The organism is Acetobacter oryzifermentans (assembly GCF_001628715.1).
Taxonomy (GTDB): domain Bacteria; phylum Pseudomonadota; class Alphaproteobacteria; order Acetobacterales; family Acetobacteraceae; genus Acetobacter; species Acetobacter oryzifermentans.
This window is the reverse complement of sequence record NZ_CP011120.1, coordinates 2,770,643-2,782,550: the sequence shown is the minus strand read 5'-3', so window position 1 is coordinate 2,782,550 and position 11,908 is coordinate 2,770,643. Positions and strand designations below refer to the sequence as shown.

Below are 11,908 nucleotides of genomic sequence, written 5' to 3'. Positions count from 1 at the left end.
TGGATAAGAAACAAAAGATCAGGCCGGAAAGGCTGGCAATGCTTTTCCACCAAGAAGATGTATGTGGAAGTGAGGCACTTCCTGCCCACTATGGAGGCCCGCATTCGTAATCAACCGATAGCCGTTTTCTTCCAATCCAAGATCAAGCGCAATCTGGCCTGTAGCACGCATAACACCTGCAATTTCTTCTGCGGGTGCTGTTTGGCTGAAATCCATAAAGGAAACATAAGGGTTTTTGGGAATAATCAAAACATGAACAGGTGCCTTGGGCGCGATATCATAAAATGCCAGAACCCATTCGTTCTCAAAAATAGCTTTGCAGGGGATTTCACCGCGAAGGATTTTTGCAAAAACATTTTGCGGGTCATATGGCCCTCTACCTGTTACAGCCATTTCTGATTATTCCTTTACAGATTTTGTTGTTTTGGAACGTGCAGCTTTTTCTGCAATACCGCTTGTGCCTTCACGGCGCTGAAGTTCTGCCCAAACCTGATCTGGGGTAATGCCAGCATCTACCCACAAAACAATAAGATGGTAGAGTACATCAGCACTTTCACCAATTAACAGATCCTTACGCCCAGCTACGGCTTCAATCAGGCATTCTACAGCCTCTTCCCCAAACTTTTGGGCAATTTTGTAAGTGCCGCGGGAAAGCAGGCGGGCTGAGTGGCTTACAGAAGGATCTGTGCCTTTGCGGCTTTGCACAACATCGTAAAGGCGGTTCAGAACGGAAATATCTGCTTCTGAAATTTCTGGAAGAGAAAGAACCTCTTTATTCTTTTTGGATTTTGTGTCTGTTTTTGCTTCTGTTTTAGAAGGTGCTTTTTTTATCATGATACGGGTTAACCTGCAAAAGGGGCGGGGGAAGGACGAACCGGCAAGCCTGCTTCTGACAATGCGGCTTTAACCTGGGGAATAGTGAACTGGCCAAAATGGAAAACACTTGCTGCCAGAAGGCCTGTTGCTCCGGCTTTGGCGCCTTCTACAAAGTGTTCCAGCTTACCCACACCGCCAGATGCAACAATGGGAAGCCTTACGGCCTGTGTTGCAGCTTTAAGAAGTTCCAGATCGAAGCCTGTTCCTGTACCATCCCGATCCATGGAGGTGAGTAGGATTTCCCCAGCGCCACGTTCTGCAACCTCACGGCACCAGTCTATGGCATCTCGCCCGGTAGAAGTGCGGCCACCGTGGGTAAATACTTCCCATTTCCCCGGTGCTGTCTGGCGGGCATCTATGGCAACAACAACGCATTGGCTACCAAATTTGTTGGCTGCTTCATTGACCAGTTCAGGACGGTTGACCGCGGCGGAGTTCATGGCGCATTTGTCTGCGCCTGCCAGCAGAAGGCGGCGCATATCATCCGTTGTGCGCACCCCCCCTCCGACTGTAAGGGGCAGAAAGATTTTTTCGGCTGTTTTGCTAACAACTTCTAGAATCGTATCACGGTTTTCATGGCTGGCGGTGATATCCAGAAATGTTAGTTCATCAGCCCCGGCGGCATCGTAAACAGCGGCCTGTTCAACAGGGTCTCCCGCATCGCGCAGGGAAACGAAGTTAACGCCTTTGACCACTCTGCCGTTTTTAACATCCAGGCATGGAATAACGCGTAGTTTCAGCATCAGCTTAATACCTTCAGGGCTTCTGCTGGGGTTACGCGGCCATCATATAACGCGCGGCCCACAATCACGCCTTCAATGCCCGGAGCGTCCTGCGTGGCTTCCCGCAGAGCAATCAGATGCTCAATGCTGCCAACGCCACCGCTGGCAATAATGGGAATGGAAACCGTATTGGCCAATGTAACGGTCTGTTCCACATCCAGTCCCTCCAGCATGCCATCACGGCTGATTTCCGTGAAGATGATGGATGCAACGCCAGCTTCCTGCATACGGAGGGCCAATTCAGTTGCCTGCATGTCAGAAACTTCGGCCCAGCCTTCGGTTGCAACGCGGCCAGATCGGGCATCAATGCCCGCAACAATGCGGCCTGGGAAAGCACGGCAGGCTTCACGCACAAGGGTGGGGTTTTTTACGGCAACAGAGCCCAAAATAACGCGGCTGATACCGGCTTCCAACCATGCTTCAATAGCCTTCATGTCTCGCAGGCCACCACCAAGCTGGACGGGAATATCTGTTGATTCCACAATGGAACGTACGGCATCTGCGTTTTCAGATTGTCCAGCAAAGGCACCGTTCAGGTCCACAACATGCAGCCATTTAAAGCCTGCGGCCTCCCATGCAAGAGCCTGCGCACCGGGGTTGTCTGAATACACAGTGGCATCATCCATTTCCCCACGGCGTAAGCGCACGCAGGCTCCATCCTTGAGATCAATGGCTGGGTAAAGGGTAAGGGGGTGCATGGAGGGTGCTGTTGTCATGGTTTCAGGCCGCGTTTGCTGAAAGGAAGAGGAAAGGGGGAGATGGTCTGTATCTAATGATTTGGTGAAGTACAGACCGCGCAGGTAAGTGTCGCCCAAACGGGTATAGAGGGGGTGTGTGCCCCAATGCAGAAAACCTGCCTTACGGAAGAGGGCAATGGCGCCATCCTGTGTTTCAGGCACTTCGGTATTCATAATCCGAAAGCCCATGCTGCGGGCTGCATTTTCCACTTCGTGCAATAAGGCTGTGCCGAGGCCCTGACGCTGCGCGTATGGCGCAATAAACAAATGTGCCAGAGTAACGCACATGGCTTGCAGCTCATTATTACGGGCGCTGCGTACAAGCTGTGCACATCCTACAATCACGCCGTTATGCCGAATAACAAACAGCATACGTTCTGGCACAAGCAGCAGGCCTTTGAAGTAGCGCTCCAGCACTTGCCGCCCTTGTGGCTGAAGCCAGCCAAAGCCGCCACCATCCAGAATGGAAGCATCTACGGCTTCACATAAGGCCTGAAGGTCATCTTCTTCTAGGTGCAGAATGCGTTGAACGCGTTTGTTCCGGGTCATTATACGGGAGCTTTCGGATCCCACCTCAGAAAATTGGCGAGAATCTTGAGGCCAACTGTCTGGCTTTTTTCAACATGGAACTGTGTACCCGCAACATTCCCCTTGCACACTATGGCAGGCACGTTGCCACCATAATCTGTGGTGGCAAGTAGAACATCTGCCGCAGTATTTTGGAGTGCGTAGGAATGCACAAAGTATCCATGCGGCGCCTTACCCAAGCCTTGGGTAAGAGGGTGTTGTGTATGAAGCTCCAGCTCGTTCCAGCCCATTTGGGGAAGGCGCAGGCCAGTGGCTTCCATGAGGGTAATTTCCCCCGGAATCCACCCAAACCCTTCTGTTACACCATGTTCCCGCCCGCGTTCAGCCATAAGCTGCATACCAACGCAAATACCTAAAAAGGGTGTACCATTGGCCGTGGCGTTCAGAATAGAATCTTTCAGGCCGGGGATAGCTTCCAGCCCACGGGCGCAATCTGCAAACGCGCCTTGCCCGGGTAGGATGATACGGTCTGCTTGCAGGACAGCCGCAGGTTCGTTGGTGATAACAACATCGGCTGCAATTCCCGAAAGCTCAGCAGCCCGAAGGGCTGCACGGGCAGCGGACGCCAGATTGCCGCCTTCATAATCAACAACGGCGATGGAAAGAGGCTGGGTCATGGAACCCTCTTGTTGCTGGTGACCCTGTCTGATTTCTGCTGACCAATATAATAAGGTGCATGCAGCCCAGACAGGTTTGCGTTTTTCTCGGTTGTGCCCAGCGCTGCAAAACAGGTGTATCGGGCAGGGCTGGGTTATTAACCCGTATAAAAAATTATAGCACGCCTTTGGTGGAAGGAATGCTGCCTTGCGCCCGTGGGTCTGGTTCCACAGCCATACGCAATGCACGTGCAAGTGCCTTGAACGCGGCCTCGGCAATATGGTGGCAATTTTTACCAGCTTTTTCTGTCAGGTGCAGTGTGAGCATGGCGGACATGGCAAAGGCTCGGAAAAATTCTTCCACCAGTTCGGTGTCCAGATCCCCAATGCGGTCACGCGTAAACGTGGCATCAAATGCCAGAAAGGGCCGACCGGAAAGGTCAACCACAGCTTCGCACAAAGCTTCATCCAACGGTACAAGGGCATGGCCAAAACGGCGCACGCCACGCTTGTCCCCCAAAGCTTGTTTTAGGGCCATGCCAATGGCAATGCCTGTATCTTCAACGCTATGATGACCATCAATATAGAGGTCACCTTTTACGGTTACTTTCAGATCGAACAGGGCATGTTTGGCTAATGCCGTGAGCATATGATCGAAAAAACCGAGTCCGGTCTGAATATCGGCCTGCCCGGATCCATCCAGATCAAGGGTGATGGCGATATCGGTTTCGCTTGTAACGCGATGGATGGTGGCTTGGCGCGATGCTTTCATAATAGAAACCAGTATAGCCCAAGATGGGGCATAATACCATGAGGGCAGCAGTGGGCTAAACCTCTCTTTTGTGGTTCAGGCTTCGGGCACATTGTGTTTCAGATCATCCAGCCAGAGGCGGGCGTTGCCATCGGAGGGTGCGCGCCAGTCTCCTCGGGGGGAAAGGCTGCCGCCGGGCATAACTTTGGGGCCATTTGGCATGGCAGAACGTTTGAACTGGCTGGTTGCAAAAAAGCGGCGCACAAATATTTCCAACCAGTGGCGAATGGTAGGAAGATCATAAGCTTTTTGCTCGGATGCGGGAAAACCCGGAGGCCATTGGCCTGTTGAGGCATCCTGCCAAGCCTGTTCCGCTAGAAAGGCCACGCGGGACGGCCTGAAACCGTAGCGCAGAATATAAAACAGCGCGAAATCATGCAGAGCATAAGGGCCTATGATGCTTTCCGTGCTTTGAGGGCCATCTTTACCGACAGGAATAAGCTCGGGAGAAATTTCTGTAGCCAGAACGTCTGTCAGCACCTTGCCAACAGCAGGAGCAAAATGGCCCGAAGCAATGCACCAGCGGATAAGGTGCTGGATAAGGGTTTTAGGTAGACCCGCATTCACATTGTAATGCGCCATTTGGTCGCCCACACCATAGGTGCACCATCCTAATGCTAGCTCGGAAAGGTCTCCTGTGCCGATGACAATGCCATGATGTTGGTTGGCCAGCCTGAACAGGAAATCTGTGCGTAGGCCAGCCTGAACGTTCTCAAAAGTAATGTCATGCACGGGTTGCCCATCTGCATAAGGGTGCCGAATGGTGCGTAGCAGCAGCTCCGCAGCCGGGCGGATATCCAGCGTTTCGTGCGTGATATTCAACTGGCTCATCAGTGCGTTGGCACTGGCAAGGGTTTTGTCCGTTGTGCCAAAGCCGGGCATTGTATAACCCCGCACAGCACTGCGTGGCCAACCCAGCTCATCCGCTGCACGCACGGCCACCAGTAGGGCGTGCGTAGAATCCAAGCCACCGGAAATACCGATAACCATTGTTTTAACGCCACTTGTTTTAAGGCGCTGCTTGAGTGCGGACACCTGAATGGTAAAGGCCTCAAAACAATCTTGTGCCAAGCGTTCTGGAGCGGCAGGTACAAAAGGAAAGCGGGCAAGGGGGCGTTTGAGCCCAAGGTTTGCAGAAGGAGGCGTGAGGGTGAAGCTAATGTGCCGCCATGTATCTGCTTGGCGCGCTGCATCAGCAAAGCTTCCCATACGCAGGCGTTCTTGCCGCAAAAGCGTAAGATCCACATCGGCAATTACAGCGGTTGCGCCGGAGGGAAAGCGCTCGCTGTCTGCCAGCAGGATGCCATTTTCAAAAATAGCGGTTTGGCCATCCCACGCCAGATCTGTGGTGGATTCACCTTCTCCGGCTGCCGCATAAAGGTAAGCGACAATATTGCGGGCGGAGAGGGATTGGCAGAGCATGTTCCGGGTTTCTGCCTTGCCAACCGTAATGTCACTTGCTGAAAGGTTGGCGATAATTGTAGCGCCAGCCAGTGCAGCGTGTGCCGAGGGTGGGATAGGTACCCACATATCCTCACAAATTTCTACGCTGAGGCTGAATGAGGGCACATCCTGCGCTTCAAACAGTAGATCCACGCCAAATGGTACGGTGTGCCCATTGATCTTGATTGTCTGCCCGCGAATATCTGCGCCGGAGCGGAAATGGCGTGCCTCATAGAACTCTCGATAATTTGGGATGTAGCTTTTAGGAACCACACCCAGAATTTTGCCGGAATGAATAATGACTGCGCAGTTATAAAGAGCGTTCTTCCATAACAACGGTGCGCCTACTACCAGCACAGGGCACAACGTGGCAGATGCCTGAGCCAAGGAGAGAAGGGTTGTTCTGGTTTCTGCCAGAAGCGTTTCCTGCTGTAGCAAGTCTTCCAGTGTATATCCGCACAGCCCAAGTTCAGGGAACACACATAAAACTGCACCATCTGCGGCACATGCTTTGGCAGATTCTAGGATACGCTGCGCGTTTATGGCTGGATTTGCCAGTGCTACGGGCAAGGTGCAGGCAGCTACGCGGACGAACCCTTGATGATAAAGGGATCGGAACATGGAAGCAGACACGGTTTTCCTTCCTTGCTGCGTAAAGGCATTTGAGCATCAGTATCAGCACAGGCTGAAAAGCGCCAACAGCCCTTTCCAACACAAGTAGGAAAGGGCTGGAGAAAGAAAATGCAATTTCAGGCATTTTTTTTCATTTTCCCTCTTGCCTATCTGAATGATCATCCGTAAAAGGAGGCCATCCAATGCGGGCGTAGCTCAGGGGTAGAGCACAACCTTGCCAAGGTTGGGGTCGTGGGTTCGAATCCCATCGCCCGCTCCAGATTTTCCTAAAAAATCAGAGCGGTTTACAGAATTCCAGAAATGGGATTCTGTTTTTTTTGTGCTCGTTTCACAGTGTCGAAATACCAAGCCGCACAAACAGTATGCCTGTTTGCGGGCTTAGCGTTTTTATCGGTCATTTTTAGCTTGTTGTGACTTCACGCTGTTTGGCGCTTTTTTGCACCAATCTGATCCACGGGTGGCGTTCTTCTATCAGTGAGACCACGCGCTGTTTATGTGCCATTTTTTCCGTCACATTGTTGGTCATGGATGTTTGGTGCACACGATATTCAGCCAGCACTTCCGGTACATGGGTGCCGCGCAAACCGTATTCGGCCATGGTGCACCAAAGGTCGTAATCCTCCCACCCCATTGCGTCACGGCTTACATAGTAACCACCGGTGGCGGCCCAGGCCCATTTGGCTACCAGAGCCATGGCATCAATATAATTGCCTGCCACCAGTTGCATGGGGCGGAAAGGTTCCTGGCCTAACGTTGGATGTTGGGCGGGGTCTCCAAACTGTTGGATAATTGGGTAGGCGTAAGCTGTTAATTCATCTGTCGCACTTAAAAGTGTTTCACATGCATGTGGTAAAAGCCGGTTATCTGCATCCAATGGCAGGAAGAATGGGGTTTCAGCGTAGGCAACACCACAGTTACGCGCGCCACCCAACCCTGCATTGGAATTGGTTTGAAGTAAAATAAGGCGATTAAAGCGCGCCGTCTGTTTTTCCATCCAGCTTTTGATCTGGTTGAGTGATCCATCTGTAGAACCATCATCAACAACAACAAGATCAAGGGTTGGAATGGTTTGCAGCCGAACGGATTCTAATGCCTCAAGAATGAAGTTTTCGTAGTTATAAGATGTAATAATAACGGTAACGTTTGCTTCTTGCAGAGCATCATGCAGGAACATTACGCTGCAATCAGGAATATCCGGTAGATTGCGTGCCAGATAATGGCCGCGTGCAATTTGTATTTCAGTGGTTTGGGTTGCCTGTTTTTCTCCTTTCAGGCTTTCCATAATCGTACCTAAAAGAATGGCTTGGCGTTGTGGGCCAAAGTGCCACAAGGCAGCATGATACGCATTTCGTGCCATGCGGTGGCGCAAATCCGGATTTTCAATAAGTGTGCGTAACGCGGTTTCCCACTCTTCAGGTGTGGTGGCAAACAACCCGGTGCGGCCGTTTTGCACGCATTGGCGAAAGGGTGCCGTTGGAGAAACAATGGAAGGCACGCCAGCTAAAGCGGCCTCAAAAAATTTCAATTCACTTTTGGCGTTACAGAATGGATTCTGTGTTTCCAGTGGTGCAATTGAAATATCAAAACGGGCCAGTTCAGAAGGAAGGGCAGGCAAGGTGCACATGTCTCGCCATTCTATCTGATCACGCACGGGTTCAAATTCAGGAAACTCGTTCATGAGCAGAACTGGGCGATGATTCCCTGTTTCGCGGAATAGTACAAGCCGAAGATTGGGTTTTTCGTGCAACAAGCGGGCGAGAACACTACTAACCTGAGCAAAGTCTTTTTGGTGTGTGCGGGAGCCTGTTGCATAGCCAATACGAATAATCTGTTCATCCGGGTTAAGCTGGCGCATACGATACGCTTTGCGGCTTAAGGCCAGACATTCTGTATTATATATATTAGGTACAGTATAAGTAACGGGCTGATAAACCCGCATAGCATCCGCTAAAGCATCGGTTGGGGCAAACCCGATATCTGTGCGTAAAAGGGTGCGCTGCATATCAGTAAAGACTGTTTCAATACGTTCTTCTGTGGCGCCAATGCTGCGTATGCCATCAATAATATCCATACGTGCAAGGGCAGGAATGAACGTGAGATCATCTGTATCAAAAATAACCGGCATGTTTTGTTCCCGCGCCAGCCGTAGCATAATGTCTACATGGCCACTGAATTCAACACGCCATAAAATCATGACATCCGCCCAGTTGATATCATCGGGGCCAACGTCTGCGCAGCGCTTCCACTGAGCGGGAAAACCAGCAAGAGAACAGGCAGCCGCATTGCGGATGCAACGGTAATTTACACCCGGGGAATCTGGCTCACCCGCAACAAAAAGAACGTTGAATCCGGAAGGTTGTGAAGGTTGTTCAATAATGGAAATTGAAGCGGCTTCTGGAACTTCAGGAAAAGTAAGTGGCGCGGCTGAGCTGTGTTCCAGCAAAAGTGGAGGCGGAGCCGGAGGGAGTTGCGGAGGGGATTCTACTAGGGGTGGTTGAGGTAGGTCTGGCACGTAGGGAACAACAACACCTTTTACCAAAGCGCGAGCAATAGAACGGATAACGCCGGAAGGTGTTGAAAGATACGTTTTGAGAGCATCTTGCGCTTCGGTTCGGTCAAGAACTTCCTGCGCGAATCTGCCCCATAGATCATGAATGTGCTGGGAGTAAGCAGAATACGTTTGTTTCAAGGAGTCTATATATGCAGACAGGGTGAGTATGTGGTTGTTAATGGTTTTTGTTTGTTGCTGATAACAAAGCTCTCTCTGTTTTACTGTGCTGATAAAGCTAGTTAAGCGGTCTGTAATTTCCTGTTTTTCTTGAATAAGAGCTTGTTCGTTTTTCTGGGTTTGTTGAAGGGTTTTTTGTAGCGAGTCGATTTTCTGTGCGCTCTGGTCGCTCTCGTGGTGCGTCAGCATTTGCTGGGAAAAAACATGACTGCGCGTTTGTACCAGATCCTGTTTGAGCGTATCTATCTGGGCATGAGCAGCAGTGAGGAGCGCCTTATTGAACCAGAATTCTCCGGCAAAAGCGAAGCGTTCACGCAGCAGGCTTTTGGTGGTTTTTTCTGTGTCCGAAAGGCGGGAATCCGGTGTGAGTAGGGGAAACAGGCAGGCAACCTCTGTTGCTGCTAGAATGCCTAATCCTGTTCCTTGAGGGAACGTAAAGGCAGGGAAAAGAGCAGAAAGATGTTCCCATGCTCCTGCACGCCGCGAGTCTTTTATCCCTTCTAATAGAAGGAGCGTGCCTTCTGGGGCAGTATTTAGAAGATGCTGAATGGGTTCTGCTGACTGCCACATTCTGGCAGCTATATAAATAACCTGATTGTTATGAGTGATTGAAGATGGAAGTTCTGCCTGAAATGTAAGTTGGAAAGATGAGGGATGAATATTAAAGCGAAAGCTCAGTGTTTCCTTAATGGAAAGGCTGCTTCCAACCAGTAATAACCCGCTAAAAAATGCTTCCTTAAGAATCCATGATAGGAAAGGTATGTTTTCACATCCAAATGTACTATTTTGTATGAGTATAGTTGGGGTGAAAAGCGGAGAGTCTTCCAATGATGAAAGAGATTCTGCGAGGGAGGAAGGCACTACAGGCATGTGTCCGGCACGAGTCCAGTTGTGGTGATGAAAAATAACAAACAACACTAGAGGGTTATTCTATACAACTATCAGGAAAATTATAAATATTTACCATTATAGATTGGGTATTTTTTATTTCATCAAAGAGAGAAATTTCTTACAGTGCTAACGGCTGGCAACGCTGTGCAATGTTGGCCGTTAGCGAAGTAATAACGCTATAATCTGCTTGCGTTTCGTGCAGTATTTTGCGAAGCAGGAAAGGATAGCGTTAGATTGCCGTAGGCGGGTTGGAATTTCTGGCTGGCGCGGCAAAATGTAAAGAAAAAGGACGGATACATGCCGATTATCACGGTTGTCGGTGCGTCCGGTAATGTTCAGGTTACCGTAGACGGCGCACAGAATTCGGCCCTGTACAACCAGGCCAATGACCTGTCGAAGCAGTTGAGCTCAGTCATCAGCACTCTTGATGCACAGAATCTTTCTGCTGGGGATACAACCTTTAGCGATAGCAATAAGGCAGGCTACGGGGTTATTACCTCAGCTGGTTCTTACCGCGTTGCTGGTAATGTTGATTACCTGAGCATCGGCTCCGATGCCAAAAGCCAGCCGGGTACGGCTCTTGATGGCTGGGTGAACGTTAATGCATACGGTGGCACTGCCTCCAGCATGACCGTTCTTGGCGGCACCAACACAGGTATTGCTTTCCGTGCAGGTGATCAGAGCGGCCAGTTCCTGGCTGGATCTGGTGATAACCTGTTCGAAGGCAATAGCCTGTCCACCGCAGGTAACTGGAACATCATGACCGGTAACGGTGATGACACAGTGAACAGTGGTGCAGGTAACAACACCATCTCTGCAGGTCAGGGCCACAACACCATCGATCTGGGCTCGGGCATGAACTATGTTCATTCCGATGGTCAGGACACCATTACAGCAACCGCTGGTCGTCAGAGCGTTACCCTGTCTGGCAGCAGCTCTACGGTTCAGCTGTCTGATAACTCTCTGGTTGTGGATGCCAATGGTAGCCAGCAGATCACGGTTGGTGGTGCTTCCACCGTTACCGGTGGTTCTCTGGATTACATCAACTTCTCCGGTGCTACAGGCACTGTTGAAGGTGGCCAGAACAGCACGATTTCCGCTGCTCATGGCAACCTGCAGACCGAAAACACCGATTCTGCACTGATCAACGTTTCCGACAATCTTACCTTCATTGGCGGCACGGGCGAAACCACCATTACGGCTGGTCACGCTACGATCTTCGGTTCCAACGGTCTGGATATCCATGTTGCTGCAAGCCAGCAGGGCTTTATCGATGGTTCTGGCGCGAATAACCTGTTCGTTGCAAACGATGGTAACGAAACGCTGGATGGTGCGTCTTCTGCATTCGGGTTCCAGGCATTCGGTAACAACGCAGGCACAACAGGCACCCAGACTTTCATCGGTGGCACTGCTTCCGATACGCTGGTTGCCGGTGTAGGCGATGCCACCCTGGAAGGTGGTAGTGGTGCAGCTAACGTGTTCGGTTTCCGTAACAGTGTTGCTGGCGCAGATTACACCATTCAGGACTTTGGTAGCGCTGCTAACAACTCTGTTCTGTTGGTTGACTACGACTACACCAAGGCATCTTTCCAGACAGACGTTCTGGATAAAGCAACACACAACGGTAACAACACCACAATTACTCTGTCTGACCACAGCCAGATTACATTTGTGAACGTTGATACCCTGAACCAAAACCAGTTTTCTGGTCTGAAGTAAGTCTTTAGAACAGGTTTACGTTCTTGCTTAAGAGGAAAGCCGGGCCTTAGGGTCCGGCTTTTCTTTTTGAAATAGGTTGTATAAAAAGATTGTGTGATATTTCT

At 50.7% G+C, this 11,908-nt stretch carries 9 protein-coding genes and 1 tRNA gene; 2 read left to right on the top strand and 8 right to left on the bottom strand.

Annotation, left to right across the window (positions count from 1 at the left end; genetic code table 11):
* Window positions 1-18: 18 nt before the first annotated feature.
* From WG31_RS13110 to WG31_RS13080, 7 genes are all read right to left on the bottom strand, one after another.
* Window positions 19-393 (bottom strand): histidine triad nucleotide-binding protein, encoded by a 375-nt coding sequence (locus WG31_RS13110; RefSeq protein ID WP_006115683.1) that lies wholly within the window; start codon window positions 391-393, stop codon window positions 19-21.
* Window positions 394-399: 6 nt separating this feature from the next.
* Window positions 400-834, bottom strand: a complete 435-nt coding sequence (locus tag WG31_RS13105) for a phosphoribosyl-ATP diphosphatase (RefSeq protein ID WP_063354793.1) — start codon at window positions 832-834, stop codon at window positions 400-402.
* Window positions 835-842: 8 nt separating this feature from the next.
* Window positions 843-1,619 carry an imidazole glycerol phosphate synthase subunit HisF gene (hisF, locus tag WG31_RS13100; protein ID WP_006115680.1) on the bottom strand — a complete coding sequence of 259 codons (777 nt, stop codon included), beginning with the start codon at window positions 1,617-1,619 and terminating at the stop codon, window positions 843-845.
* Window positions 1,619-2,944: a 1-(5-phosphoribosyl)-5-[(5-phosphoribosylamino)methylideneamino]imidazole-4-carboxamide isomerase gene (gene hisA, locus WG31_RS13095; protein ID WP_063354792.1), complete on the bottom strand. Its 1,326-nt coding sequence runs from the start codon at window positions 2,942-2,944 to the stop codon at window positions 1,619-1,621. Before hisA ends, hisF begins: the two co-directional genes overlap by 1 nt.
* Window positions 2,944-3,600, bottom strand: coding sequence for an imidazole glycerol phosphate synthase subunit HisH (gene hisH, locus WG31_RS13090; protein WP_063354791.1), 657 nt, complete (start codon window positions 3,598-3,600; stop codon window positions 2,944-2,946). The genes hisA and hisH overlap by 1 nt, the downstream gene beginning before the upstream one ends.
* Window positions 3,601-3,754: 154 nt before the next feature.
* Window positions 3,755-4,351 carry an imidazoleglycerol-phosphate dehydratase HisB gene (gene hisB, locus WG31_RS13085; RefSeq protein WP_006115677.1) on the bottom strand — a complete coding sequence of 199 codons (597 nt, stop codon included), beginning with the start codon at window positions 4,349-4,351 and terminating at the stop codon, window positions 3,755-3,757.
* A 75-nt stretch (window positions 4,352-4,426) separates the two neighbouring features.
* A complete protein-coding gene (locus WG31_RS13080) occupies window positions 4,427-6,454 on the bottom strand; it encodes an NAD(+) synthase (protein ID WP_063354790.1) in 2,028 nt (675 codons plus the stop codon).
* 196 nt (window positions 6,455-6,650) lie between these two features.
* Here WG31_RS13080 and WG31_RS13075 point away from each other — a divergent pair.
* Window positions 6,651-6,725, top strand: a tRNA-Gly gene (locus WG31_RS13075).
* A 141-nt stretch (window positions 6,726-6,866) separates the two neighbouring features.
* On the opposite strand, the gene WG31_RS13070 is transcribed toward WG31_RS13075, so the two are convergent.
* A complete protein-coding gene (locus tag WG31_RS13070) occupies window positions 6,867-10,064 on the bottom strand; it encodes a glycosyltransferase (RefSeq protein WP_063354789.1) in 3,198 nt (1,065 codons plus the stop codon).
* Window positions 10,065-10,382: 318 nt separating this feature from the next.
* Between WG31_RS13070 and WG31_RS13065 the strand changes: the two genes are divergently transcribed.
* The gene (locus WG31_RS13065) at window positions 10,383-11,804 is read left to right on the top strand and encodes a beta strand repeat-containing protein (protein ID WP_063354788.1); all 1,422 of its coding nucleotides are present in this window, start codon (window positions 10,383-10,385) and stop codon (window positions 11,802-11,804) included.
* Window positions 11,805-11,908 lie beyond the last annotated feature (104 nt).

What these genes read in the sequence shown, in the direction of transcription:
- hisA (WP_063354792.1), bottom strand. Translation starts at nt 2,944, where the DNA reads ATGACCCGGAACAAACGCGTTCAACGCATTCTGCACCTAGAAGAAGAT.
- WG31_RS13080 (WP_063354790.1), bottom strand. Translation starts at nt 6,454, where the DNA reads ATGTTCCGATCCCTTTATCATCAAGGGTTCGTCCGCGTAGCTGCCTGC.
- WG31_RS13065 (WP_063354788.1), top strand. Translation starts at nt 10,383, where the DNA reads ATGCCGATTATCACGGTTGTCGGTGCGTCCGGTAATGTTCAGGTTACC.
- hisB (WP_006115677.1), bottom strand. Translation starts at nt 4,351, where the DNA reads ATGAAAGCATCGCGCCAAGCCACCATCCATCGCGTTACAAGCGAAACC.
- WG31_RS13110 (WP_006115683.1), bottom strand. Translation starts at nt 393, where the DNA reads ATGGCTGTAACAGGTAGAGGGCCATATGACCCGCAAAATGTTTTTGCA.
- hisF (WP_006115680.1), bottom strand. Translation starts at nt 1,619, where the DNA reads ATGCTGAAACTACGCGTTATTCCATGCCTGGATGTTAAAAACGGCAGA.
- WG31_RS13105 (WP_063354793.1), bottom strand. Translation starts at nt 834, where the DNA reads ATGATAAAAAAAGCACCTTCTAAAACAGAAGCAAAAACAGACACAAAA.
- WG31_RS13070 (WP_063354789.1), bottom strand. Translation starts at nt 10,064, where the DNA reads ATGCCTGTAGTGCCTTCCTCCCTCGCAGAATCTCTTTCATCATTGGAA.
- hisH (WP_063354791.1), bottom strand. Translation starts at nt 3,600, where the DNA reads ATGACCCAGCCTCTTTCCATCGCCGTTGTTGATTATGAAGGCGGCAAT.